At 48.1% G+C, this 26,543-nt stretch carries 26 protein-coding genes; 18 read left to right on the top strand and 8 right to left on the bottom strand.

Annotation, left to right across the window (positions count from 1 at the left end; genetic code table 11):
- Together csdE and csdA are read right to left on the bottom strand one after the other, a co-directional pair.
- Nucleotides 1–447 (bottom strand): cysteine desulfurase sulfur acceptor subunit CsdE, encoded by a 447-nt coding sequence (gene csdE / locus RS889_RS17565; RefSeq protein WP_021014856.1) that lies wholly within the window; start codon nt 445–447, stop codon nt 1–3.
- 10 nt (nt 448–457) lie between these two features.
- A complete protein-coding gene (gene csdA, locus RS889_RS17560) occupies nt 458–1,663 on the bottom strand; it encodes a cysteine desulfurase CsdA (protein WP_315708161.1) in 1,206 nt (401 codons plus the stop codon).
- Nucleotides 1,664–1,846: 183 nt separating this feature from the next.
- Between csdA and RS889_RS17555 the strand changes: the two genes are divergently transcribed.
- From RS889_RS17555 to rlmM, 4 genes are all read left to right on the top strand, one after another.
- Nucleotides 1,847–2,068 carry a YgdI/YgdR family lipoprotein gene (locus RS889_RS17555; RefSeq protein ID WP_021014858.1) on the top strand — a complete coding sequence of 74 codons (222 nt, stop codon included), beginning with the start codon at nt 1,847–1,849 and terminating at the stop codon, nt 2,066–2,068.
- 367 nt (nt 2,069–2,435) lie between these two features.
- Nucleotides 2,436–3,362 carry a transcriptional regulator GcvA gene (locus RS889_RS17550; protein WP_315708160.1) on the top strand — a complete coding sequence of 309 codons (927 nt, stop codon included), beginning with the start codon at nt 2,436–2,438 and terminating at the stop codon, nt 3,360–3,362.
- Between the two features lie 48 nt (nt 3,363–3,410).
- Nucleotides 3,411–3,797 (top strand): DUF423 domain-containing protein, encoded by a 387-nt coding sequence (locus RS889_RS17545; RefSeq protein ID WP_021014860.1) that lies wholly within the window; start codon nt 3,411–3,413, stop codon nt 3,795–3,797.
- A gap of 1 nt (nt 3,798) precedes the next feature.
- A complete protein-coding gene (gene rlmM, locus RS889_RS17540) occupies nt 3,799–4,902 on the top strand; it encodes a 23S rRNA (cytidine(2498)-2'-O)-methyltransferase RlmM (protein WP_021014861.1) in 1,104 nt (367 codons plus the stop codon).
- 27 nt (nt 4,903–4,929) lie between these two features.
- Here rlmM and xni read toward each other — a convergent pair whose 3' ends face one another.
- Nucleotides 4,930–5,694, bottom strand: coding sequence for a flap endonuclease Xni (xni, locus tag RS889_RS17535; protein WP_315708159.1), 765 nt, complete (start codon nt 5,692–5,694; stop codon nt 4,930–4,932).
- Nucleotides 5,695–5,752: 58 nt separating this feature from the next.
- Nucleotides 5,753–7,117 (bottom strand): nucleotide 5'-monophosphate nucleosidase PpnN, encoded by a 1,365-nt coding sequence (gene ppnN / locus RS889_RS17530; protein ID WP_021014863.1) that lies wholly within the window; start codon nt 7,115–7,117, stop codon nt 5,753–5,755.
- Between the two features lie 234 nt (nt 7,118–7,351).
- On the opposite strand from ppnN, the gene syd reads away from it, so the two are divergent.
- From syd to RS889_RS17510, 4 genes are all read left to right on the top strand, one after another.
- Nucleotides 7,352–7,906 carry a SecY-interacting protein gene (gene syd, locus RS889_RS17525; RefSeq protein ID WP_315711105.1) on the top strand — a complete coding sequence of 185 codons (555 nt, stop codon included), beginning with the start codon at nt 7,352–7,354 and terminating at the stop codon, nt 7,904–7,906.
- 636 nt (nt 7,907–8,542) lie between these two features.
- Nucleotides 8,543–8,875 (top strand): YqcC family protein, encoded by a 333-nt coding sequence (locus RS889_RS17520; RefSeq protein ID WP_037380683.1) that lies wholly within the window; start codon nt 8,543–8,545, stop codon nt 8,873–8,875.
- Nucleotides 8,868–9,638, top strand: coding sequence for a tRNA pseudouridine(65) synthase TruC (gene truC, locus RS889_RS17515; RefSeq protein ID WP_021014866.1), 771 nt, complete (start codon nt 8,868–8,870; stop codon nt 9,636–9,638). The genes RS889_RS17520 and truC overlap by 8 nt, the downstream gene beginning before the upstream one ends.
- Nucleotides 9,639–9,674: 36 nt before the next feature.
- Complete coding sequence (locus tag RS889_RS17510) at nt 9,675–10,133, top strand: flavodoxin (RefSeq protein WP_021014867.1); 459 nt, start codon at nt 9,675–9,677, stop codon at nt 10,131–10,133.
- Nucleotides 10,134–10,312: 179 nt separating this feature from the next.
- On the opposite strand, the gene RS889_RS17505 is transcribed toward RS889_RS17510, so the two are convergent.
- The 4 genes from RS889_RS17505 to map form a co-directional block, all read right to left on the bottom strand.
- The gene (locus tag RS889_RS17505; protein WP_021014868.1) at nt 10,313–10,702 is read right to left on the bottom strand and encodes a DUF3461 family protein; all 390 of its coding nucleotides are present in this window, start codon (nt 10,700–10,702) and stop codon (nt 10,313–10,315) included.
- A gap of 115 nt (nt 10,703–10,817) precedes the next feature.
- Nucleotides 10,818–11,642 carry a 2,3,4,5-tetrahydropyridine-2,6-dicarboxylate N-succinyltransferase gene (dapD, locus tag RS889_RS17500; RefSeq protein ID WP_315708158.1) on the bottom strand — a complete coding sequence of 275 codons (825 nt, stop codon included), beginning with the start codon at nt 11,640–11,642 and terminating at the stop codon, nt 10,818–10,820.
- Between the two features lie 34 nt (nt 11,643–11,676).
- Complete coding sequence (gene glnD / locus RS889_RS17495; protein WP_315708156.1) at nt 11,677–14,361, bottom strand: bifunctional uridylyltransferase/uridylyl-removing protein GlnD; 2,685 nt, start codon at nt 14,359–14,361, stop codon at nt 11,677–11,679.
- A 116-nt stretch (nt 14,362–14,477) separates the two neighbouring features.
- On the bottom strand, nt 14,478–15,272 hold the full coding sequence (gene map / locus RS889_RS17490; RefSeq protein WP_021014871.1) for a type I methionyl aminopeptidase: 795 nt from the start codon (nt 15,270–15,272) through the stop codon (nt 14,478–14,480).
- Nucleotides 15,273–15,609: 337 nt separating this feature from the next.
- Here map and rpsB point away from each other — a divergent pair, with 337 nt between their 5' ends.
- From rpsB to skp, 10 genes are all read left to right on the top strand, one after another.
- Complete coding sequence (gene rpsB / locus RS889_RS17485; protein WP_021014872.1) at nt 15,610–16,335, top strand: 30S ribosomal protein S2; 726 nt, start codon at nt 15,610–15,612, stop codon at nt 16,333–16,335.
- Nucleotides 16,336–16,446: 111 nt separating this feature from the next.
- Nucleotides 16,447–17,304 (top strand): translation elongation factor Ts, encoded by an 858-nt coding sequence (tsf, locus tag RS889_RS17480; RefSeq protein ID WP_021014873.1) that lies wholly within the window; start codon nt 16,447–16,449, stop codon nt 17,302–17,304.
- 146 nt (nt 17,305–17,450) lie between these two features.
- Complete coding sequence (pyrH, locus tag RS889_RS17475; RefSeq protein WP_021014874.1) at nt 17,451–18,182, top strand: UMP kinase; 732 nt, start codon at nt 17,451–17,453, stop codon at nt 18,180–18,182.
- Nucleotides 18,183–18,319: 137 nt separating this feature from the next.
- Nucleotides 18,320–18,877, top strand: a complete 558-nt coding sequence (gene frr, locus RS889_RS17470; RefSeq protein ID WP_315708155.1) for a ribosome recycling factor — start codon at nt 18,320–18,322, stop codon at nt 18,875–18,877.
- Nucleotides 18,878–19,064: 187 nt separating this feature from the next.
- Nucleotides 19,065–20,264, top strand: coding sequence for a 1-deoxy-D-xylulose-5-phosphate reductoisomerase (gene ispC / locus RS889_RS17465; RefSeq protein WP_315708154.1), 1,200 nt, complete (start codon nt 19,065–19,067; stop codon nt 20,262–20,264).
- Between the two features lie 181 nt (nt 20,265–20,445).
- Nucleotides 20,446–21,207 (top strand): (2E,6E)-farnesyl-diphosphate-specific ditrans,polycis-undecaprenyl-diphosphate synthase, encoded by a 762-nt coding sequence (gene ispU, locus RS889_RS17460; RefSeq protein ID WP_021014877.1) that lies wholly within the window; start codon nt 20,446–20,448, stop codon nt 21,205–21,207.
- Between the two features lie 9 nt (nt 21,208–21,216).
- A complete protein-coding gene (cdsA, locus tag RS889_RS17455) occupies nt 21,217–22,074 on the top strand; it encodes a phosphatidate cytidylyltransferase (RefSeq protein WP_021014878.1) in 858 nt (285 codons plus the stop codon).
- 21 nt (nt 22,075–22,095) lie between these two features.
- Nucleotides 22,096–23,451: a sigma E protease regulator RseP gene (gene rseP / locus RS889_RS17450; protein WP_315708153.1), complete on the top strand. Its 1,356-nt coding sequence runs from the start codon at nt 22,096–22,098 to the stop codon at nt 23,449–23,451.
- A 35-nt stretch (nt 23,452–23,486) separates the two neighbouring features.
- A complete protein-coding gene (bamA, locus tag RS889_RS17445) occupies nt 23,487–25,913 on the top strand; it encodes an outer membrane protein assembly factor BamA (RefSeq protein ID WP_315708152.1) in 2,427 nt (808 codons plus the stop codon).
- A gap of 130 nt (nt 25,914–26,043) precedes the next feature.
- A complete protein-coding gene (gene skp / locus RS889_RS17440; protein WP_021014881.1) occupies nt 26,044–26,541 on the top strand; it encodes a molecular chaperone Skp in 498 nt (165 codons plus the stop codon).
- The last annotated feature ends 2 nt before the right edge of the window (nt 26,542–26,543 follow it).

The raw sequence follows: 26,543 nt of genomic DNA, 5'->3' as shown, positions 1-26,543 counted from the left end.
TTAGCGTTTCTGTGCGGCGATGTCGTGAATGCGTGTCGCCAGCGCTGACAATCCACTGGCTCGTGACGCGCTGAGCTGTGCCCGTAAACCCAATTGTTCGAAAAGTGCCAGTGGGTCTTGCTGACCCAGGTCTTCTGGCGTTTTCCCTTCTACGGCGGTGAGCAGTATTGCCAGCAAACCGCGCACGATACGGCCGTCACTGTCGCCGTAAAAATGCAGGGTGCCATCATCCCGGCGCTGATAACCCAGCCAGACCTGATTTTCACAGCCTGACAGTGCTATTTGATCCTGTTTTAGTGCTTCGGGTAACACGGGAAGCTGTTTGGCCAGCAAAATAATCTGGCGATAACGTTCTTCCCATGAACGACAGGCATTAAATTGTTGTGCCAAATCTTCTGTGGTGATGAGTGTGCCAAACGGATGTTGTGTAGGTTGTGGGTTATTCATGTCGTGTCATTTAATCAGTAAGTAATTCAAGTGCTTTCCGGGTGGCTTCAACCAATCGGTCTGCGTCCTGTTCGGTATTATAAGGGGCAAAAGAGGCGCGTAATGTCCCTTTCAAACCTAACGCGTTCATCAGCGGTTGTGCACAGTGATGGCCGGCACGCAGCGCAATACCGTCTTCCGCCAGCAACGTAACCAGATCGTTGTGATGTACCTGGTCAAATTCAAATGACAGTAGGCTGGAACCCGGACAGCGGAAACTGCGAAAGCCGGGAAGCGTGGCCAGCCGGGTTTCCACCTCTTCAGCTAATGCCGTGCTGTATTGTTCGGCGGCGTCCATATCTTGTTCGGCCAACCAGCGTAGCGTGGCAGCGAGTCCGATTACACCGGCAATATGCGGCGTTCCGGCTTCAAAACGCTGAGGAACAACCTGCGGAACAAAACCGGCAAAAGAAACATCCGTCATCATTTTCCCACCGCCGTGCCACGGTGGCATGGATTCCAACAGGTCAGGTTTGCCATACAGTGCGCCAATCCCGGTAGGGCCATACAGCTTGTGACCGGAAAAGGCATAGAAGTCGATATCCAGCAACTGTACGTCGGGTGTGTGATGGACGACGCCCTGAGCACCATCTACAACTACGACGGCCCCCACCTGATGTGCCAGCGTAATCGCTCTTCCCAGATCAGGCATCCCACCAGTGACATTTGACATTTGCCCCAGTGCCAGCAACCGAGTCCGGGGTGTCAGTAAGGTTGCCAGTTGGTTGAGATCTGGCACTAAATCCGTGCCAATTGGCAGCTTGACGACTTGTGCGCCGGTTTGCTGCGCCACCATGAGCCAAGGGATCAGGTTAGCGTGGTGCTCGGCTTCACTCACCAGGATCTGATCACCAGGTTGTAGTCGTGGGCGAGCATAACTTTGCGCAATCAGATTGATCGCTTCGGTGGTGCCACGGGTCCAGATGATGTTTCGACTGTCTTGCGCATGGATAAATGCGGCGACCAACGCACGGGCATCTTCAAACTGCTGAGTTAACGCCTGGGCACCATGATGCTGGCTACGATGCACATTCCCAATATGGTGAGAATAACTTTGTTCGATAGCGTCAATAACTGCCTGTGGTTTCAGCGCCGTGGCGGCACTGTCAAGGTAGACCCCAGGCTGCTGTAATGCTGGGAATTGTTGGCGAAAAGTGGCGGCGTTGAACAGTTTCATAGCAGTCCTCTATTGAGCGGCAGATCTTGTCGCATTCTTGCCGTCGAAACAAGTTTCAGACAATGCTTAAGCGCATATTCTGACAAAACGAATAAAGATTGCTAACCTTAGCACTGTTAAGAAATGGAGTTTTATGGCATTTAGATTCAATTAATGGGTTTTTAAAATTACCGGGAGTTTATTATGAAGAATAATATATTAATTTTGGCAGTGGTTATGATGGCATTCTCTATGGCGGCCTGTTCCAGTAATTACGTTATGCATACCCATGACGGGCGGGATATTGTGGCGCAAGGAAAACCCAAAGTGGATGATGAAACCGGCATGATTAAATACAAAGACGCCGAGGGTAACGAGCAACAGATTAACCGTTCCGATATAGAACAAATGAGTGAAGCCAAGTAACGCATTGATAGTGTTTGGGTTACTAACGGGACATTCATAGCAAAAAAAAGCACCGCATGTACGCGGTGCTATACAAAATCACTATAGACAGACAGGGTAAATACAGGAAGTGAAAAAGTAGCTGAGCTACCGGTGTCTGAAAAGGCAGACAATAAACAAATAGCAAACACAACATCACAACCACAAGCCAAAAGCACATCAGGATTTCCCCTTCGCGCTTTTCGTTCCGGCTCAGGAAGTAGCACTAATATAGGTATTTGCTGGTGCATCCTCAACGGACAATTTATAATGCCTCGGATTATAAAAACTAATGTGTATATGAGTGTGTATTACACGTTACTTCCCGGTAAATAAAAGAAATCCGTTTATGTCAAAACGACTACCTCCACTCAATGCACTACGCGTATTTGATGCGGCTGCCCGCCATCTAAGCTTCACCAAAGCGGCTGAAGAGTTGTTTGTTACTCAGGCTGCCGTCAGTCACCAGATCAAGTCTCTGGAAGATTTTCTTGGCTTGAAGCTTTTCCGACGGCGCAACCGTTCGTTGCTGCTTACCGAGGAGGGGCAAAGTTATTTTCTGGATATAAAAGAAATTTTCTCTGCGCTGAATGAAGCTACGCGTAAGCTACAGGCCCGCAGTGCCAAGGGGGCATTGACCGTCAGTCTGTTGCCTAGTTTTGCTATCCATTGGCTGGTACCCAGGTTGTCCAGTTTCAATTCGGATTACCCCGGCATTGATGTGCGGATTCAGGCAGTAGATCGAGAAGAGGATCGTCTGTCTGATGATGTAGATGTGGCCATTTTTTATGGACGGGGTAATTGGCCGGGCTTACGGGTGGAAAAACTTTATGCCGAGTACTTGTTGCCAGTTTGCTCCCCGCTATTGCTGACGGGAGCACATCCGCTGAAAACACCGGAAGATTTAGTTTGGCACACTTTGTTACATGACGCTTCCCGCCGGGACTGGTTGGCTTATACCCGGCAACTGGGCATTCAGCAGATTAATGTGCAACAGGGGCCGATTTTCAGTCACAGCGCTATGGTATTACAGGCTGCCATTCATGGGCAGGGCGTGGCATTGGCCAATAACGTGATGGCACAGACAGAACTTGAAGCGGGCCGGTTGGTGTGTCCGTTTAGTGATGTTTTGGTTAGCAAGAGCGCTTTTTATCTGGTATGTCATGACAGTCAGGCCGAACTGGGTAAAATAGCCGCCTTTCGCCAGTGGATACTCTCTCGGGCGGCCAGTGAGCAGGAAAAATTTCGCTTTCGTTATGATCACAATACACGCTGATACCATAACGGTTTCAGATCTCTCTTTCTTTGTGAATGGATAACAACGATGAACAGTCGTTTCATGATGGTATTTGCTGCCATTAGCGGATTTATTTATGTCGCGCTGGGGGCATTTGGTGCTCACGTGTTGAGTAAATCTCTAGGTGACGTTGAACTGAGCTGGTTACATACCGGGTTACAATATCAAGCTTTTCATACTCTGGTGATACTGGCCCTTTCTATCGCCATGAATCAGAGAAGCAATTTGTGGTTCTACTGGAGCAGTGTTTTTTTAGGACTTGGCACGGTGTTATTCAGCGGTAGTCTTTACTGTCTGGCACTCTCTCTCCTGAAATTCTGGGTCTATATTACCCCGGTGGGTGGCGTATTTTTCCTGGTGGGTTGGATACTGTTGTTGATTGGTGCCTTACGTTTAAAGAAAAAGGCTGAGTAGCATGAATAAAGTTATTTTGTATTGTCGGCCCGGTTTTGAAAAAGAGTGTGCAGCGGAAATTACCGATAAAGCCGCTCGTTACAATGTATACGGTTTCGTGCGAGTAAAGGATAACAGCGGTTATGTGATATTCGAATGTTATCAACATGAAGATGCTGACCGTTTGATTAAGGAATTGCCGTTTCGGGAACTGATTTTTGTCCGGCAGATGATGGTCTGTGGCGAATTGTTGCGGGACCTGCCTCCGGAAGATCGTATCACGCCGATTGTGGGTATGTTGACGGGGGTACTGGAGTGCGCTGGTGAACTGCGGGTTGAAGTGCCTGACACCAATGAAAGTAAAGAGCTGATGACGTTCTGTCGCAAATTTACGGTGCCCTTACGTGCCGTTTTACGTGAACATCATATTTTGCTGGCGCAGGAGAGGGCTGATAAACCCGTGATACATGTACTCTTTATCGCGCCAGGCTGTTGTTATGTAGGGTACTCCTACACTAATAATAACTCTCCTTTCTATATGGGGATTCCGCGTCTTAAATTCCCATCTGATGCTCCCAGTCGTTCCACTCTGAAGCTTGAAGAGGCTTTCCATGTGTTTATTCCCGCCGATGAGTGGGATGAGCGGCTGGCCAGCGGGATGCATGCGGTAGACCTGGGTGCCTGTCCCGGTGGTTGGACTTATCAACTGGTGAAACGCAGCATGATGGTCCACGCTGTTGATAACGGAATGATGGCTCCCAGTCTGATGGATACCGGACAGGTTACTCATCATCAGGTCGATGGATTCCGTTTCGAACCCCCCCGTAACAATATCTCCTGGCTGGTATGTGACATGGTGGAGAAACCGGCGAAAGTGACTAACAGGATGGCCGACTGGTTGGTTAATGGATGGTGTCGTGAGGTTATTTTCAACCTCAAGTTGCCAATGAAAAAACGCTATGAGGAAGTGATGCAGAATCTGGCCTTGCTTACCGAGCGTTTGCAGGAAAACGGTATCAATTCTGAAATTCACGCCAAACAGCTCTACCACGATCGAGAAGAAGTCACGATACATGCCCGACGTATCTGGAGTGCTATGCCGGGGCGGCGCGATGAGCGCGGGTGATTTGTTATTGCACAGAATGGGCTGGGATTACCCAGCCGATGCGCGCAATCGTAGTTGTTGCAGATTACCGTGAAGTGTAAGGTCAGTCCTGAGCGTTGCTACTTGACGGCAGCAGTAAGCCATCTCGCGCTGTTGCTCCAGTTTAATGCGCCATTTGTCAGGTAGTTGGTCCAATTGCTGGTAAAGATTGTCCAGTGAACCGGCCTGTTGTAGTAACTGCGCCGCATTTTTTGGGCCAATGCCACTGACCCCTGGAATTTTGCTGCTGCTGATACCTGCCAACCCCCAATAATCGGGTAATTGCTGCGGGGTGACGCCGAATTCCTGCTGAATAAAAGGTAAATCCAGCCAGCGTTTCTGGAAATAATCACGAATCTGAATGGTTGGCGCCAGTAACTGGCAATATCCTTTGTCCGTGGAGATAATCGTCGCGTGTAACCCTTGTGCGGCGACTTTTTTTGCCAGCGTCGCCGCCAGATCATCGGCTTCATCACCGGGCGAATGCCAACTATTGATCCCTATGGTGAGCAACGCTTCTTTAATCCGCGGCAACTCCTGCCGCAGTGTTTCCGGCATGGCCTTTCGTCCGGCCTTATACTCCGGCAATAATTGATGGCGCCAGCTTGTCGAGCGATCTTCATCGTCAAACACGGCTACTGCATGGGTCGGTTGACTGTGCTGTATCAGTTGGTTGACTGCATGCACACAAGCCGTGGCACAGGGAGAACCCTGTACCGCATGGATACGTCTGATCAGATTAAGCGCATCAATAATTAATAGATGTACGAGCATAAGCAGAGTCCTGATGCTACCGATAGTAACGTCGTTTTCACCATCGGTATCGAGGTTGTCAGGTACAAATTTCGTAGCAAGGAATATAGGCACTGCCCGGAAGTTTCATGCGTTGCTGGGCGACAAAGCTTTGCAACAGCTTGTCCATGTTTTTCATGATTTCCGCATCACCATGCAATTTATATGGACCATTCAGCTCAATGGCGTGAATACCTGATTCCTTGACGTTACCTGAGACAATACCAGAGAAAGCTCGACGCAATGTCGCGGCCAGTTGTTCTGCGGGTTGATTTGGATGCAGATTGAGGTTTGCCATATTTTCGTGTGTAGGCTCAAAAGGCCGCTGTAGGTCTGCTTCAATGCGCATTGACCAGTTAAAACTATAGGCATCACCCGTATGGCGGCGCTGTTCTTTAACCAGCGGCATGGCCTTTTTCATCTGTCTGGCCACCTCGGGCGCATCATTGATAATGATAGAGTAGTAACGGCGTGCCTGACGGCCCAACGTGCTGACGATAAACTCGTCCAGCACCTGGAAGTAATTCGCGCTTTCTTCTGGTCCAGTCAGCACGATGGGCAGAACTTGTTCACTGTTTGCCGGGTTCATCATGATCCCCAGTAGATAAAGAAACTCTTCAGCCGTACCCACACCGCCTGGGAAAATGATGATGCCATGACCGAGTCGGACAAACGCTTCCAGCCGTTTTTCAATATCTGGCATGATGATGAGTTCGTTCACTAATGGGTTCGGCGGTTCGGCGGCAATGATAGACGGTTCGGTCATGCCGATAAAACGCCCCTCTTTGTAATGCTGCTGAGCATGGCCGACGGCGGCGCCTTTCATTGGGGCCTCCATTGCGCCAGGACCACATCCGGTACAGATATTTAATTCCCGTAATCCCAGTTGGCTGCCAACTTTGCGTGCATAAAGGTATTCGCTTTCCTTGATCGAGTGGCCGCCCCAACACACCACCATGTTTGGTTCTTCCCCCACATGTAGTGATCTGGCATTACGCAGAATGGAAAATACCAGATTGGTAATATGTGTCGAATCTTCCAGATTCAGGTGCTGATAATAGTTCGCATAAGCAATTTGCCCATTAACAAACAGGATATCGCGCAATACGGCAAATAGGTTGGCTTGCAGTGACCGGATAATTTGACCGTCGACAAATGCCTCTTCAGGAGGGTTCACCAATTCCAGTTTTACTCCACGCTCACGACGTAGCACGTTGATATCAAAGTCTTCGTAGCGGGAGAGTAACTCCTTACTGTTATCAGTCTGACTGCCGGAATTCAGTACAGCAAGTGAGCAGTTACGGAATAAGCGATAAAGATCGCTGCTGGCAGTGCTTTTCAGCATGTCTACTTCCAACTGCGATAACAAATCCATTGACCCTAATGGGCTAATATGTGTAATCAATTTTACTCCTTGAAATGCAGTATGTTACGACAATCACGTAATGCTTTACCGGTTTGTCTCTACCTTAACGTGCTGCCATCGTTTTGCCAATGGTGGTTCCAGTTAGCAGGAAAAGTTGCGCATTTCCACGCATTTTATTGCCTTAACCGTCGACCACATCCCGCACTATAGGGATAATCAGCCAGATATAATGGCAATGAGTGTAACCCGGCAGACAAAATGATGAGAGACATTATGGAGCATGAGATAGTACAGGCGCTGAGCACGTTTACACAACGTTATGTCGATTTATGGCAGCTGGAGATGGGGCATCCTCCGGCCAGTGAAGCGTTGCATGGTGTAGGGTCACCATGCATTGTTGCCAGTGATGATCATCGTGTGCAATGGTTGCCGCAACCTTCCGGTTTAGCATCTCGGTTGGATGGCGTCGAACGTGCGCTGAACATACGTATCCATCCTGCCGCTCATGCATTTTTTACCTGTCAATATGCAGGCGATATGGAAGCGAACTACGGTGATATTGCCTGCACTTTATTGCAGGTATGGAGTGAGGATGATTTTATCCGTATGCAAGAGAATCTGATTGGTCATCTTTTGACACAGAAAAGACTGAAATTGCCACCAACATTGTTTTTAGCCACCACAAATACTGAAATGACGCTTATATCTTTATGTAATATTAGTGGCGAAGTTATTCTGGAAGAGTTTGGTACCAGGCAACGGGATGTTCTGGCCCCCACACTATCTGACTTCCTCGATAAGCTCCAGCCATTGATTCCGCATTACTGAACCGTGTTTCGCTTTCTGTCTTGTAAGATATCTCTTACATTACTTGTAAGTTATCTCTTCTCTTTAATATGTAACTTACATTTATATTTATTTTTTTCATTATTAATTAAGGGATTAATGATTTCTATTACTTTCTTTTATAATTTGTGTGGTTATTACACCGTGTAAGTGGCTTGCCGATTCAGTTTAATTAATACATCTTATTATTCAGTAGAGCAACACAGTAACAGAGTATTTCATACCATCATGAAGAAGGTAGACAGCGTTCTGTTATGGCCAGACTCTTTTTTCAGGAAGAATGAGGGACACCTCCAGGAAGGAGAATGAGAGCCAGCATAGGGAAGGCTGGTGGGGCAGGAGCCTAAAGGAGAAATGATCAGGATGATCATGAAGGAACGACCGTCAAGGATGAAAGAGGGATCGCCGGCAAGGATTGTTGGTTAGGAAGACCGTTCAAGGAAAAGTTTTCAAGGATGAGCAGGGACGCAATTGTGTAGCGGGATTGCTATAAAACGAATCGGGGGTACTGAGCAATCAGTACCCCCATTTTTTCCGTCAGAATTGGCTGTTGAGTGATCGGTGGAAGCAACAATGCTATGCTTTGCCGCCTTGTTGTTAGTCTGTCGAGATACTTGCATGAGTGTAGAGATCCAGCTTCGTCAGGCGCTGTTTGAAACCGAGCGCGTGTTGAAAGAGAGCCCTTTCTGGCAGTCGTCCCCGCCAGATTCCACAGCGTTTAACAGTGCTGAACCCTTTTGTATTGATACCATGCGTCCCGAGCAATGGTTGCAGTGGGTCTTGTTACCCCGGATGCATAGGCTACTGGATAGCAACGCACCTTTGCCATCACGTTTTTCTCTATTGCCTTACTTTGAAGAAGCATTGGATGACACTCTGGAAGGGGTGAAGCCGCTGTTGTTTGAACTGGGGCGGCTCGATGTGTTGTTAAGCGGGCAATCAGATGCTTGAAATCATTTATCAGGATGAGTATCTGGTGGCCGTGAATAAGCCGTCAGGTTGGTTGGTCCATCGTAGTTGGCTGGATCGCAAGGAAAAAGTCGTTGTTATGCAGACGGTACGCGATCAAATTGGCCAGCATGTGTTCACGGTTCATCGCCTGGATAGGCCAACCTCAGGACTCCTGTTGCTGGCGCTGTCGAGTGAGGTGGCACGTAAACTTTCGGTCCAATTTGAGCAGCATCAAATCCAGAAAACGTATCATGCGGTGGTGCGCGGGTACGTCTTTGACTCTGGTGTGATTGACTATGCACTAACGGAAGAGCTGGATAAAATTGCTGATAAATATGCCAATCTGGATAAGGGCCCCCAACCAGCGGTCAGCCATTATCAGGCATTGGCTCAGGCGGAAATGCCGGTAGCAATTGGTCGTTACCCAACGTCCCGCTATAGTCTGGTGGAACTGAAGCCGGAAACGGGTCGTAAACATCAGCTACGCCGGCATATGTCACATATACGTCATCCCATTATTGGCGACTCTGCCCATGGTGATTTACGTCAGAATCGTGGAATGGAAACACATTTTTCCTGTGGTCGGTTGATGTTACATGCCAGCCGATTAACGTTACCACACCCGGTCAGTGGAGACATGCTGACGTTTGAAGCTCGCTGGGATGATCCGTGGCAAGGTGTCATGGCACAATTGGGGTGGCAGGGGAATCTCCCTGAATTTGAAAGGGTTGAGTTTCCTGATTGTCCGGGGCAGGATAGCTGACTTGATTGCGGCATTAATCATAAGGGAGTCAGTATCATGGCGCAGATAGGCATTTTTGTTGGCACGGTTTATGGGAACGCGTTGTTGGTTGCTGAAGAAGCGGAAAGCATTCTCAAAGAGCATGGTCACGAAGTGGCTGTGTTTGAGGACGCTTCGCTAGAGTCCTGGTTGGCATACTGTCAGCATTATGTGTTGGTAGTCACGTCCACTACTGGCCAGGGGCAATTGCCGGAGTCTATTGCACCGCTGTATGAGGCGCTGCGAGAGAAGGGCGGTTATCAGCCAGCGTTACATTATGGTTTGATTGCCCTGGGTGATAGCAGTTATGAGCATTTCTGTGGCGGTGGTCATCAGTTTGATTCTCTGTTGCAGGAGATCGGGGCGCAACGCATTGGTCAGGTACTGGAAATTGATGCAACTGAGCATCCAGAGCCTGAAGTGCTTTCATCTCCATGGGTGAAGCAATGGGCGGAGCTGATTGATTCGCAAGGATAATGCCGAGTAGACAAAATAACGGGCCGGGGTCGACTGCCTGTTGAGTTTAAGTAAGTAAAATAGGGCAACCACCACGTTTCGTGCTCCTCGAGAAGGAACCTGACATGGTGGCACCCTAAGCACAGGATTAGCAGTGAACAGGTCCTGTTAAAGTAACGGATTGCATGTGCTGGAAAGGATTAGCGGTTTTTGGTTAGTTTTTCCAGATCGGCTTCGATTTCACTGATCTTATTGGTCACGACACTCTCCAGATGACGCAGGTCATCAAGAATTTTGCGTTTTAAATCCACTTCTACCTGTTCATGCTGACAAATCTGATCCAGCTCATCGACGACATAGCGCAAGTTTGGGCTGATCTCATTGATTTCTTTATAACCTTGCCCGGCGTTGTCAGCCACAATAGTTTTACGTTGGCGGGGATACTTAAACTTGACGCTTTTGGCGAAAAATTCACCTTTGTCTTTGTGAAAGTAAATTTTCAAAATATCGTTGCTGGCTTCCTGTCGCAGGCTGTAGCGGTCGATATCTTCCGGGTTGGTAATACCCAGGCTTTTCAGATTGTCGTACATAGCACCACCTTTTTGTTGTAAATCATGTCACTATAGTGATGTAGCTGGTCTGTGTTGTCTGTGATAGCTTACCGGTCATAAAAAAATGGCAGGTTATTTAACCCGCCAGAGAAGTTTAGTCGATGGTGCGTAATAACTCATTAATTCCCACTTTACCGCGGGTCTTGGCATCCACTTTTTTCACGATAATGGCGCAGTAGAGACTGTAACTGCCATCTTTAGAGGGGAGATTGCCGGAAACGACCACGGAGCCAGCCGGTACCCGGCCATAGTGAATTTCACCGGTTTCACGGTCATAGATTTTGGTGCTTTGACCAATGAACACACCCATGGAGATGACGGCTCCTTCTTCAACAATGACACCTTCTACAATTTCAGAACGAGCACCGATGAAGCAATTGTCTTCGATAATTGTCGGGTTGGCCTGCAATGGTTCCAGTACGCCACCGATACCAACACCACCAGACAGATGAACATTTTTACCGATCTGTGCGCAAGAGCCGACAGTAACCCACGTATCCACCATGGTGCCTTCATCAACATAAGCGCCGATATTGACATAGGAAGGCATCAGTACCGTGTTGCGAGCGATATAGGCACCCTGGCGAACGCTGGCGGGCGGTACAACGCGGAAACCTTCCTGTAGGAAACGCTCGGCATCGTAATCCGCAAATTTCATCGGTACCTTGTCGTAATAGCGGGTTTCGGCACCCTCCATCACACAGTTATCGTTGATGCGAAAAGAGAGTAGTACCGCCTTTTTCAGCCATTGATGCGTGATCCACTGGCCGTTGATTTTTTCAGCGACACGCAATGACCCGTTGTCCAATTGGCTGATTACCTGGTTTACCGCGTCACGTGTCTCGCTGTCTACGTTGGTGGGCGTGATTTCCGCACGGTATTCAAAGGCGGTTTCTATGATGTTCTGTAGTTGTTGCATTCTGTTTCTCTTTCCTGATTTACTGAAATAACAATTAAGACAAGTTTACTTTATCGTTTGGGTTAAGGGCTTCTGTCAACCGATCTTGTAGCTTAAGACGCAATTCGGGGCTTAATGCCCGGCTTTCATTGTCCGCCAGTATAAATAAATCCTCTACACGCTCACCAATGGTGGAAATTCGTGCACCGTGTAATGACAAGTTAAGGTCGGCGAAAATCTCTCCGATACGGGCCAGCAAACCGGGATGGTCGAGCGCGATAAGCTCCATATAACTACGATGATCGGTATGTGTTGGTAGAAAGCTGACTTCCGTGGGAACACTGAAGTGTCTTAGCTTGGACGATGGACGCCGGATACGCGGGTTTTGGTAATCACGTTGCGTTAACGTCTGCTCGATCGCATAGCGGATCATTTCGTGACGATCCTGTGCCAACGGGCTACCGTCCGGTTCTAACACAATAAATGTATCCATCGCCATCCCATCCCTGCTGGTAAAAATCTGGGCGTCATGAACACTGAGATTTCGGCGATCCAGCTCGCCGACTACGGCAGCAAACAGATAAGGACGGTCTGGACTCCAGATAAATATTTCAGTACCGCCACGGCTGGCCTGATGGCTGATCAGCACCAGTGGTTTACTGGTATCATGCTCCAACAGATGGCGTGCATGCCAGGCTAACTGATTTGGTGAGTGACGTAGGAAATAGTCAGCGCGGCAGCGGCTCCAGATATCATGCAGTGCTTCTTCGTCAATGTTATCCATGCGCAGCAGTGCCAACGCCTGTAGGCGATGGTGCCGTACCCGTTCACGCAGATCCGGTGTGTTTTGCATACCACGACGCAGTTGTTTCTCGGTTGCAAAGTAGAGTTCGCGTAACAGACTCTGTTTCCAACTGTTCCAGAGCGTTTCATTAGTGGCGCAGATATCCGCCACCGTCAAATTAACCAGATAACGCAGCCGGGTTTCGCTTTGAACCTGCTCGGCGAAGTGCTGAATGACTACCGGATCCTGAATGTCACGGCGCTGTGCGGTGACTGACATCAGCAAATGGCAGCGAACCAGCCATGAAACAAGCTGAGCTTCTCGCGAGTTCAGACCATGCAGGGCGGCAAATTCAAGTGCGTCTTTGGCACCCAGCTCGGAGTGATCTCCCCCCCGACCTTTGGCGATATCATGGAACAGTGCGGCCAGCAGAAGCAGGTTGGGCTGTGGAAGACGTGGATAAAGCTCCACGCACAGTGGATGGTTGGTGCGGGTGGATTCATCGGCAAAACTTTCCAGTTTCATCAGTACCCGGATGGTATGCTCATCTACCGTGTAGGCATGGAATAGATCAAACTGCATTTGTCCGACAATGTTTCCCCACTGGGGCATATAAGCCCACAATACGCTGTGGCGATGCATCGGTAACAGCGCCCGACTCACAGCGTGGGGATGGCGTAGTATCATCATGAACAGATGACGCGCTTCCTCAATGGCACACAAGGGTTTGGCGAGGTGACGCCGCGCATAGCGTAACTGGCGCAGCGTGGTGGAATAGATACCGGTAATTTCCTTATTGCGTACCATCGCATAAAACATACGCATGATGGATTCAGGTTTACGTTCAAACAGCGTTTCGTCCTGTAGGTCTATCAGGGTGCCGCGCAACTGGAATTCTTCATCAAGAGGACGCGGTTTTTCACTGGTATCCAGTGCCAGAATAGCTTCATCAAACAGTTGCAACAGCATCTGGTTCAGCTCACCTACTCGCCGCGTCATTCGATAGAAGTCTTTCATCATTCGTTCTACCGGAGCGTTGCCTTCTCCCTGATATTGTAAAAGCTGGGCAACATTGAGTTGACGGTCAAACAATAGTCGATTGTCATAACGAGGTAAAATCAGATGCAACGCGAAGCGGATACGCCAGAGAAAACTCTGGCACTCGTTCAATTCATTGCGTTCAGCCTCGGTCAGAAAACCAAATTCCACCATTTCATTCAGGGACGTAGCACCAAAATGGCGACGGGCGACCCATAGCAAGGTGTGAATATCCCGTAAGCCTCCGGGGCTGCTTTTAATATCAGGCTCCAGATTATAACTGGTGCTGTGATAACGTTGATGACGTTCCCGCTGTTCAGCAACTTTTGCTGCAAAAAAACTCTCTGAGGGCCAGAAATCGTCGCTGAAAATATGCTTCTGAAGTGTAAGAAAAAGCGCGACATCGCCACAAATCATTCGAGATTCAATCAGGTTGGTAGCAACGGAAATGTCGGCTCGCCCTTCATGCAGACATTCATCCAGTGTGCGGACACTATGACCGACTTCCAGTTTCAAATCCCACAGTAAGGTAATAAACGCGCTGATGGTTTGCGACTGGGTTTCACTCAGCTTTTGTTGGCTTAATACCAGCAGATCAATGTCAGAAAGTGGATGCAACTCGCCACGACCGTAACCGCCTACCGCGACCAGAGCGGTTTGTTGTACGTTTTCAAAACCATAAAAGCGCCATAGACGCTGCAACAGATGATCGATAAACAAGGTTCTTGCATCAATTAATATCTCTGCACTGACACCCGCTTTGAACTCATCGGCCAACCACAACTGGAATTGTTCCAGATGCTGTTTTAGCGTCTGGCATTCGAGCATGCCATCGCTGAAGGTTAATGGCGAGGTGGGGGTCATATGGACCGCGACGGCGGACTCTAGCGTATCGTGCGGAAGGTCTCTGTCGATCATGTTACTCAACCCATATGAAATCGTAGAGAGTGATTTTAAACACCACTTGTGGCGGCCCGAAAGCGGGTAAACAGAAATCTTCCACCATGATAAAGCCGGCGATTGCCGGCTGGTGTTTATTCCTGATGTGTGATGATGTTGGGGATGGTGTCATCTTTTCGCAACGTCATTATCTCACAGCCGTTTTCTGTCACCACAATAGTATGCTCGTACTGTGCCGACAAGCTGCGATCTTTGGTTTTTACTGTCCAGCCATCTTTCATGCTGCGAATGCGGAAATCACCAGCATTGACCATCGGTTCTATCGTGAACGCCATGCCGGGTTGTAACACCACACCACCGTCATCGGCATCGTAATGCAACACTTGGGGTTCTTCATGGAAACCCTTGCCAATGCCGTGGCCACAATACTCACGTACCACGGAGAAATCCTGGGCTTCCACATATTTCTGAATTTCTTTACCCAGGGTGCGCAGACGAATGCCCGGTTTAACCATCTTGAGCGCCAGATAGAGGCTTTCCTGGGTGATCCGACATAAGCGTTCTCCCAAAATGGTGGGTTTCCCGGCAATAAACATTTTTGATGTATCGCCATGAAAGTCATCTTTGATGACGGTGACATCAATATTGACGATGTCGCCATCTTTCAGAATTTTTTCATCGCTGGGAATACCGTGGCACACTACTTCATTAACAGAAATACAGACTGATTTCGGAAAACCGTGGTAACCCAGGCATGCTGAGATCGCATGCTGTTTATTGATGATATGATCGTGGCAGATACGATCCAGTTCGCCGGTGCTGACTCCGGGAACCACATAAGGTTCGATGATTTCCAATACTTCAGCAGCCAAGCGCCCGGCTACACGCATTTTCTCGATGTCTGTAGCTGTTTTAATTGATATTGCCATTGAAATTTGTCCACAAGTGTCGTTGTTTTTAACGAAATAGAGTCAACAAGATAGTAACTTATGGTATCAGCCCCGCCAGACACTGCCAAATCATGATTCCATAACATTGGTATAACACACAACAAAAGTTGGTGCCCGAGGGCTGATTATGGTATAAAGCGCGCCGACGATCCGGCTATATTTCTGCGACAGAAGTGGCTGAATCTTCATAGAACTCACTATGTGTATATAACACACACGTGTCGGCACATTTGCCGGGGTGCTCTGGTGCTTGCATTCAGAGTCGGTGTAATGGGACACGTGGAGGCATAACCCCATACTTAATTTAGAGGTAATCATGGCAACTGTTTCCATGCGCGACATGCTTAAGGCTGGCGTACACTTTGGTCACCAGACCCGTTACTGGAACCCGAAAATGAAACCTTTCATTTTTGGATCACGTAACAAAGTTCACATCATCAACCTTGAAAAAACCGTACCGATGTTCAACGACTCTCTCGCTGAGCTGAGCAGAATTGCTTCTCACAAGGGTAAAATTCTGTTCGTTGGTACTAAGCGCGCAGCAAGCGAAGCGATAAAAGAATCAGCTACCAACTGTGATCAGTTCTTCGTGAACCATCGCTGGTTAGGCGGTATGCTGACTAACTGGAAAACCGTTCGTCAGTCCATCAAGCGTTTGAAAGATCTGGAAACGCAGTCTCAGGATGGTACTTTCGACAAGCTGACCAAGAAAGAAGCGCTGGTTCGTACTCGTGAACTGGACAAGCTGGAAAACAGCCTTGGTGGTATCAAAGACATGGGCGGCCTGCCTGACGCGCTATTCGTTATTGATGCCGATCATGAACACATTGCTATCAAAGAAGCAAACAACCTGGGTATTCCGGTATTTGCTATCGTTGATACCAACTCCGATCCAGACGGCGTTGATTACATTATTCCTGGTAATGATGATGCTATTCGTGCAATTAACCTGTATCTGAGTGCGGTCGCAACTGCTGTGCGCGAAGGTCGTTCTCAGGATCTGGTTGAACAGGCAGAAGAGAGCTTCGTCGAAGCTGAATAATAAGACAGGCTCTTTTGAGCCCTTATTAACCAGGTATGACATATGTTGGTTAGGGGGCCTGTTAGGCCCCCTTTTACTTATCTCCCCCATGAGATAACCGAGGAAAAGATAATGGCTGAAATTACCGCTGCCCTGGTAAAAGAACTGCGTGAGCGTACTGGCGCCGGCATGATGGAATGTAAGAAAGCACTGGTTGAAGCGAATGGTGACATTGAGCTGGCCATCGACAACATGCGTAAATCAGGCCAGGCTAAAGCTGCGAAAAAAGCAGGACGTGTTGCCGCTGAAGGTATTATCCTGACCAAAATTTCTGCAGACGGCAAATACGGTGTTGTTGTTGAACTGAACTGTGAAACTGACTTCGTGGCTAAAGATGCCGGTTTTAAAGCTTTTGGTGAAGATGTTATTAATGCCGCACTGAATGAGCGCATCTCCGATGTTGAAGCACTGAAAGCGAAGTTTGAAGAAGGCCGTACTGCGCTGGTGTCCAAGATTGGTGAAAACATCAACATTCGCCGTGTTGCTGTTCAGACTGGTGATGCTTTGGGTTCTTATATGCATGGCGCGCGTATCGGTGTTCTCGTCGCGGCCACGGGTGCTGATGAAGAACTGATCAAACACGTTGCTATGCACATTGCGGCTAGCAAACCAGAATATGTTAACGCCGAAGACGTACCGGCTGACGTTGTTTCTCGTGAGTATCAGATCCAGTTGGACATTGCGATGCAATCTGGAAAACCGCGTGAAATTGCAGAGAAAATGGTTGAAGGACGCATGCGTAAATTCACCGGTGAGATCTCTCTGTCTGGTCAGCATTTTGTCATGGATCCAAGCAAAACGGTTGGTCAGTTGCTGAAAGAGCATAGTGCCAGTGTAAGCGGCTTCATCCGTTTTGAAGTAGGTGAAGGCATTGAGAAAGCTGAAACTGACTTTGCTGCTGAAGTCGCGGCAATGAGTAAGCAGTCTTAATTATAAAAAGGAACCGCCGATTGGCGGTTCCTTTTTATCCAACCTTAAAAATAGTTTCGTGACACTGAGCGTATCTTTATCCTAGGTCGCTCAGTGTCATTGTAATAACCCTCAATACGATGACAGCCTGTTAGGACAAAAACACCATGGCAACCAACTCAAAACCTGTATATCAACGTATCCTGCTCAAGCTTAGTGGCGAAGCCCTGCAAGGCGCCGAAGGTTTCGGTATTGATGCAAGCATCCTGGATCGCATGGCTCAGGAAGTAAAAGAACTGGTTGAGCTGGATATCCAGGTCGGAGTGGTAATAGGCGGTGGTAACCTGTTTCGTGGTGCTGGTTTGGCTAAAGCAGGCATGAACCGTGTTGTGGGTGACCATATGGGTATGCTGGCTACGGTAATGAATGGCCTGGCGATGCGTGATGCATTGCACCGTGCCTATGTCAACGCCCGTTTGATGTCTGCTATCCCGTTGAATGGTGTCTGTGATAATTACAGTTGGGCAGAAGCCATCAGCCTGTTGCGTAATAATCGCGTAGTGATTTTTTCCGCCGGGACAGGTAATCCTTTTTTTACCACCGATTCTGCTGCCTGTCTGCGCGGCATTGAAATCGAAGCTGATGTGGTATTGAAAGCCACCAAGGTCGATGGTGTTTATTCCGCCGATCCGATACAGGATCCCAATGCTACGCTGTACGAAACACTGTGCTATCAGGACGTACTGGAACGCGAACTTAAAGTTATGGACTTGGCTGCTTTTACCTTGGCGAGAGATCATAATTTGCCAATCCGGGTGTTTAATATGAATAAACCGGGTGCATTGCGGCGTGTCGTGATGGGTGAAAAAGAAGGGACGTTGATCAGTAATAACGGCTGACGACAAAAGTAAGGTAATATTCTGTTTTGGTGGCACAAGATAGCGCCATACATTGCCAGCTGACGCTGGTGTAAATTATTCACCGGATCATGTCGAGACGTGATCTGACAGGCAACCAGTTTTCAAGGGTTCACAACGTGACTAATGAAATCAGAAAAGATGCTGAAACACGCATGGAAAAATGCGTTGAGGTTTTTAAGAACCAGATCGGCAAAATCCGTACCGGCCGTGCCTCTCCCAGCTTACTGGACGGTATTCATGTTGAATATTATGGCACTGCAACCCCGTTGCGTCAGCTTGCCAACATTGTAGTAGAGGATTCCCGTACTTTGTCGATCACGGTATTCGATCGCACGTTGGGAGCAGCAGTTGAAAAAGCAATTATGAAATCCGATCTGGGGCTTAATCCTATGTCGGCAGGTTCCGTTATTCGTGTACCGCTGCCGCCGTTGACGGAGGAGCGTCGTAAGGACCTGATCAAAGTCGTCCGTGGTGAAGCTGAGCAAAGTCGCGTCTCTGTCCGCAACGTCCGTCGTGATGCGAATGACAAGTTAAAGGCCCAACTGAAAGACAAGACCATCAGTGAAGATGAAGAACATCGTGCTCAGGATGAAATTCAGAAACTGACTGACAGTTACATCAAAAAGGTTGATGCCACATTGGCTGATAAAGAAAGCGAACTGATGGATTTTTAATCCATCAGTTTGGGTCGGCGTCGCCGGGTAGGAACAGGATGTATTCCTTCTCTCCCTGCGGCGCTTTATTTTTTATTGTTCCCTTGATGCAGGGTTATTTTTTTTATAACGGTCATAGACAGTTTATGTTAATCGTTTCAGACTGAGTTACCTCCCTGTAATCAATTGCAGTTATTCAGAGCATTTCATGAAGACACTGACCATCCTTGGTTCTACCGGTTCGATTGGCGTCAGTTCACTGTCGGTCATTCGGGCCAATCCTGATAAATTTTCGGTCAAGTCATTAGTCGCCGGACGTAATGTATCCCGCATGGTAGAACAATGCCTGGAATTCCATCCAACCTATGCCTCAATGGCAGATGAGAGTTCTGCCCGGGAATTACGCCGGCAGCTAAGCCAGCATGGTTGTCGTACAGAAGTAATGGCGGGAGAGCAAGCTGCGTGTGAACTAGCGGCGCTGAATGATGTCGATCAGGTCATCGCGGCCATTGTGGGGGCGGCAGGATTGTTTCCAACGTTGTCGGCCATCCGAGCCGATAAACAGGTGCTGTTAGCCAATAAAGAGTCGCTGGTTACCTGCGGTCGTCTGTTTATGGACGCTGTTTCAAAAAGCCGTGCACAATTGTTGCCCATAGACAGCGAGCATAATGCCATTTTTCAGAGCTTACCTGAGCAAATCCAATGTCAGTTGGGGCATGGTTCTCTGATTCAATACGGTGTCGAGCGAATTATCTTGACTGGGTCTGGTGGGCCTTTTCGTGAAATCCCGCTAGCAGAAATGAGTACAATGACCCCCGATCAGGCTTGTGCTCACCCTAACTGGTCGATGGGACGCAAAATTTCAGTGGATTCGGCGACCATGATGAATAAAGGGCTGGAATACATTGAAGCCCGCTGGCTTTTCAATGCTTCGGAAGCACAGATGGAGGTTATCATTCATCCTCAGTCGGTCATCCATTCCATGGTGCGTTACCGGGATGGCAGTGTGCTGGCGCAGTTGGGCGCTCCCGATATGCGTACGCCGATTGCCCACGCGATGGCATATCCGGCACGAGTGAATTCCGGCGTAGAGACGTTGGATTTCTGTCGTCTTGGCGCATTGACATTTTCAGCACCAGATTATCATCGCTATCCTTGTTTGCGGCTGGCCATTGAAGCCTGTAATCAAGGGCAGGCCGCCACAACCACACTGAATGCCGCTAATGAAGTTGCGGTAGAGGCATTTCTACGTTCGGGTATCCGTTTTACTGATATTGCTGCGGTCAACCAGAGCGTGTTGGAACAGCTTGCTTTACCTGAGCCTGACAGTGTGGACGACGTTCTTGTCATTGATCGTTGGGCCAGACGTATTGCCACCCAGACATTGTTGCGATATCAGCAACCTTAGTTGATCGCGCGTTTGTTCACGTGCCATTGAAATGATATAGTCTGCGCCATTTGGTGTGGGGGATGGGTGTGACGGTCAACGATGGCAATAGGTTCTACCTGTTCGCGATTTTTGCGCTGGTCAGATCGAACGTCACGGATAAACAGCCGTTTTTCTTATTTGAGGAAATTAAGTACACGTTATGCCGTCCGAAAATCAGCAAGGTAGTCAGAATCAGTTACCCGTTGGGCCACGTCATGTCGCCATTATTATGGATGGTAATGGGCGCTGGGCTAAACATCGGGGTAAACTGCGGATATTCGGGCATCAGGCGGGGGTAAAGTCTGTTCGTCGTGCTGTGAGTTTTTCTGTCAGTCATCATCTTGATGCGTTGACGCTATATGCGTTCAGCAGCGAAAACTGGAATCGTCCGACGCAGGAAGTGACGTCTTTGATGGAGTTGTTTGTACGGGCGCTCGATAGTGAAGTAAAAAATCTTCACAAACATAACGTCCGGTTACGTATTATTGGCGATATCAGTCGTTTTAATACTCGGTTACAGGAACGGATTCGCCGCTCGGAACATCTGACAGAAAATAATACTGGGCTTACGCTGAATATCGCTGCAAATTATGGCGGCCGTTGGGATATCATTCAGAGTGTCAGAAAGATAGCGGAGCAGGTACAGGAAGGCGTTTTACGCCCTGATACCATCAATGAAGAAACTCTATGCCGTTACATCTGTCTGAGTGATCTCTCGCCTGTGGATTTGGTAATAAGAACCGGTGGTGAGCACCGTATCAGCAATTTTCTACTGTGGCAGATTGCCTATGCTGAGCTTTATTTTACCGATGTTCTCTGGCCCGATTTTGATGAACAAGTCTTTGAAGGTGCTCTGAATGCATTTGCACAACGTGAGCGTCGCTTCGGGGGAACAACACCTATTGATACTGATGTATCCTAGGGAGAACTTTTGCTGAAGTACCGTCTGATAACTGCTTTGATTCTTATTCCTGCTGTTATCGCTGCACTGTTTTTATTGCCGCTTGTGGGTTTTGCCCTGGTTACGTTGGCGGTATGTATGCTTGCAGCTTGGGAATGGGGGCAATTTGCCGGATTTGCATCCTATACTCATCGAGTCTGGTTGGCGATTTTTTGTGGCTTGTTGCTGGCTCTGATGCTATTTACCCTTCCGCCATATCATCATCCTGTATCTATCTTGCAAGTCAGGATGTCACTCTGGTCATCGTTAGTTTGGTGGAGCCTGGCTTTGCTACTGGTTCTGTTTTATCCGGCGTCAGCATCATTGTGGCGTTCTTCACGGATACTTCGCCTGCTCTTCGGTGTATTGACTATTGTCCCATTTTTCTGGGGAATGTTGGCATTACGGCAGTATGACTACGAGTCTAATCCGTACGCCGGCGCCTGGTGGTTGTTGTATGTCATGTTGCTTGTATGGGGAGCGGACAGTGGTGCCTATATGTTTGGTCGGCTATTTGGGCAGCGTAAACTTGCACCTAAGGTTTCACCAGGAAAAACCTGGGAAGGTTTGGTTGGAGGATTAGTGACTTCCGCGCTGATTTCGTTACTCTTTAGTCACTATGTGCCACTGGCGACATCAATGACAACGTTGCTGGTTTGCTCTATTGTGGCCGCGTTAGCTTCGGTTCTGGGTGATCTGACCGAGAGCATGTTCAAACGTGAAGCAGGTCTAAAAGACAGTAGTCACTTGATACCTGGTCATGGTGGTGTTTTGGATCGTATAGATAGTCTTACTGCGGCAGTACCGGTTTTTTCTTGCCTGATGCTACTGATTTTTAAAGCTATTTAGGGAAAAGGTTAAGGCCTGTTTATGATGAATATCCTCTGGAATCTGGCCGCATTTATCATTGCATTAGGTGTATTGATAACGGTTCATGAATTCGGCCATTTCTGGGTCGCACGCCGATGCGGCGTCAGAGTCGAACGCTTTTCGATTGGTTTTGGTAAAGCGTTGTGGCGACGCTATGATCGTCATGGTACAGAATACGTTATCGCACTCATCCCTCTTGGTGGTTATGTTAAAATGCTGGATGGCCGGATTGATAATGTCCCGACAGCACTTTTCCACCAAGCCTTCAATAATAAAACTGTCTTGCAACGTGCTGCGATTGTAAGTGCCGGCCCAATTGCCAATTTTATCTTCGCTGTTTTTGCATACTGGATGGTGTTTATCATCGGAGTACCAGGCATACGCCCAGTGGTTGGTGAAGTTTTGCCCGATTCGATTGCATCGCACGCGCAAATTTCACCAGGAATGGAACTAAAGACCATTGGCGGTATCGAAACGCCTGACTGGGATAGTGCACGTCTGGCTCTGATTGGCAAGATTGGTGATCCTGAAGTTATCATTGGTACCGCGCCACTGGGTTCGTCGCAGATTGAACGGAAAACGTTGAATTTGCGTGACTGGCATTTTGAGCCCGATAAACAGGATCCTGCCGTTTCGTTGGGAATTGTTCCTCGTGGACCGCAGATCGACGCAGTATTAACACAAGTCCAGCCTCATTCAGCCGCAAAAAAAGCGGGTTTAGATGTTGGGGACAGGATCGTTAAAGTCGATGGTCAACCGCTGACGCGTTGGCAGCAGTTTGTTACCACGATACGTGATAACCCAGGTAATGTAGTCACTCTGGAGGTTGAAAGAGGAGGGGAAACCCTGACGTTGTCTCTGACGCCAGACAAGAAGTCTGTGGGACAAGGTCAATATGTGGGGTTCGCTGGTGTTGTCCCTCGAGTCATACCATTGCCCGATGAGTATAGAACGGTACGTCAGTATGGGCCGTTTGGCGCGATTTATGAAGCCAGCGATAAAACCTGGCAATTAATGAAGCTGACGGTCAGTATGCTGGGTAAGTTGATTACTGGCGATATAAAGTTGAACAACCTGAGTGGGCCGATATCGATTGCTCAGGGGGCAGGGATGTCAGCGGATTATGGATTGATTTATTACCTGATGTTTTTGGCATTGATAAGCGTCAATCTGGGGGTCATCAATCTGTTTCCTCTACCGGTATTAGATGGTGGTCACCTGCTTTTTCTGGTGCTTGAAAAACTTAAGGGTAAGCCGGTTTCCGAGCGTGTGCAGAACTTCGGTTATCGCATTGGCACGGTGTTGCTGATGATGTTAATGGGGCTCGCACTTTTTAATGATTTCTCCCGCCTTTAGGTGTGAGACCAGGTTAGGATAAGCGCATAACAACGATGGCGATGAAAAAGTTGCTCATAGCGTCGCTGCTGTTCAGCAGCGCCACCGTATACGGTGCAGACGGGTTCGTAGTGAAAGATATTCATTTCGAGGGCCTGCAGCGGGTTGCCGTCGGTGCGGCATTACTTAGTATGCCAGTCCGAGTGGGGGATACCGTTAGTGATAAAGATATCGGTAATACCATTCGCGCTTTATTTGCGACCGGAAACTTTGAGGATGTCCGAGTCCTGCGTGATGGCGAAACACTGGTTGTCCAAGTTAAAGAACGTCCAACGATCGCCAGTATAACTTTCTCCGGTAATAAATCGGTTAAGGAAGAAATGCTGAAGGAGAATCTGGATGCCTCCGGTGTTCGTGTAGGCGATGCACTTGATCGCACAACGATTTCCAATATTGAGAAAGGTCTGGAAGATTTTTACTATAGCGTGGGTAAATATAGCGCTACGGTAAAAGCAATAGTGACTCCGCTGCCGCGTAATCGTGTAGACCTTAAGTTGGTGTTCACGGAAGGGGTATCAGCGAAAATCCAACAGATTAATATTGTTGGGAATAAGGCATTTAACTCTGATGAGTTGATTTCTCATTTTCAACTACGTGATGAGGTTCCCTGGTGGAATGTTGTCGGCGATCGTAAATATCAGAAGCAAAAACTTTCCGGTGACCTGGAAACATTGCGTAGTTTCTATTTGGATCGTGGTTATGCACGTTTCAAAATCGATTCAACGCAGGTTAGCCTGACGCCAGACAAAAAAGGTATTTACATCACCATTAACCTGACCGAAGGCGAGCAATACAAGCTGTCTGGTGTGACGGTCCGTGGCAATCTGGCTGGTCATTCGGCTGAGATCGAAGCGCTGACCAAAATTCAGCCGGGAGAGCTGTATAACGGCACTAAAGTGACCCGGATGGAAGATGATATCAAGAAACTGTTGGGGCGTTATGGTTATGCCTATCCACGTGTGGTTACCCAGCCTGAAATCAACGATGCGGATAAAACGGTTCGCTTGAATATCAATGTTGATACGGGGAATCGCTTTTCTGTACGCCGTATCCGTTTTGAAGGTAATGATACGTCCAAAGATTCTGTGTTACGGCGGGAAATGCGCCAGATGGAAGGCGGTTGGCTTGCTAACAATTTGGTCGAAAAAGGTAAAGAACGTCTCGATCGTTTGGGGTATTTTGAAAGCGTAAACGTTGAAACACAGCGGGTACCAGGAACACCAGATCAAGTAGATGTCATCTATAAGGTAAAAGAACGAAATACCGGTACTTTTAACTTTGGTATTGGTTTCGGTACGGAAAGTGGTGTCAGTTTTCAAGCTGGGGTGCAACAGGATAACTGGTTGGGTACCGGTAATTCTGTGGGGATTAGTGGCACGAAGAATGATTACCAGACCTACGTTGAACTTACTATGACCGACCCGTATTTTACGGTCGATGGAGTCAGCTTAGGTGGACGAATCTTCTATAACAATTTTGACGCCTCTGATGCTGATTTATCTGACTATACTGACCGCAGTTTCGGAACCGGTGCCACACTGGGTTTCCCGGTTAACGAAAATAACTCGCTGAACGTTGGTTTAGATTATGTCCACAACGATTTATCGGATATGAAACCGCAGGTGTCTACCTGGCGTTATCTGGCGAAAATGGGTATCCATCCCGATGTCGTCTCGGAAAGCAGTTCTACTTCCAGCGCGGACGTCTCGGCGAACGATTTCTTTGTAAAGACCGGTTGGACTTATAACAATCTTGATCGTGGTTATTTCCCAACAGCAGGTAGCCGTGCTTCTCTGAATGCAAAAGTGACCGTGCCGGGTTCGGATAACGAATACTATAAGCTGACTTTTGATTCAACGAGCTATTTACCGCTGAGTGAAAACCATAACTGGGTGTTGATGGGCAGAACCAAAGCCGGATTCGCCGATGGTTTGGGCGGAAAAGAAGTGCCATTCTACGATAACTTCTATGCTGGTGGTTCCAGTACCGTGCGTGGTTTCCGTTCTAACACGATTGGCCCGAAGGCGGCTTATTACAATTGTGCTTCTGGTGCGGCGTCTTATGCCAATTGCCCGATCGACAATAGCAGTGATGCTGTTGGCGGGAATGCTATGGCAGTGATGAGTGGTGAATTAATCGTTCCGACACCGTTCATCAGTGAGAAATACGCCAGTTCAGTGCGTACTTCCCTCTTTGTGGATGCTGGTACGGTATGGGATACCCACTGGGAAAATACAGCACAAACAGTGGCTGCTGGAGTACCTGATTATAATAGCCCTGGTAACATCCGTATTTCTTCCGGTATTGCGCTACAATGGATGTCACCACTTGGGCCATTGGTATTCTCTTATGCCCAACCGATTAAGAAATATAGTGGGGATAAGTCGGAGCAGTTCCAGTTTAATATTGGTAAGACCTGGTAATCTGATCATATAGGCAAGCGTCGCACGGATATTATGGTGCCGGTGTTCAAACTAGTATGCCGAAACCATTGTATTGTGCAGATTAAAAATGTGTGAAAAGCACAAATCAGTTAGGGTGAGGAGTTTTATAGTGAAAAAGTGGTTGTATGCCGCGGGTCTTGGTTTCGTGTTGGCTGTTTCAGCCAGTGTGCAGGCTGCTGACAAAATTGCAATTGTCAATATTTCCAGCATTTTTCAACAGTTGCCACAGCGAGAAACAGTTGCTAAACAACTGGAAAATGAGTTCAAAGGCCGTGCTTCTGAACTACAGGCTATGGAACGTGATCTGCAGGGGAAAATGCAGAAACTACAGCGTGATGGCTCGACAATGAAAGCCAGTGATCGTAGTAAAATGGAAAAAGCGATAATGGCACAGCGCAAAGAATTTTCTACCAAAGCGCAGGCTTTCGATCAGGATAACCGTCGTCGTCAGGTGGAAGAACGTAACAAGATTTTGAGCCGCATTCAGGATGCGGTAAAAGCTGTTGCTAAAAAGCAGGGTTATGACATTGTAATTGACGCTAATGCTATTGCTTATGCGGATAATGCAAAAGATATTACTGCTGACGTGTTGACACAGGCTAAATAATA

The sequence above is a fragment of the Brenneria uluponensis genome (assembly GCF_032395385.1).
GTDB lineage: Bacteria > Pseudomonadota > Gammaproteobacteria > Enterobacterales > Enterobacteriaceae > Prodigiosinella > Prodigiosinella aquatilis.
This window is presented reverse-complemented; position numbering and strand designations above follow the sequence as displayed.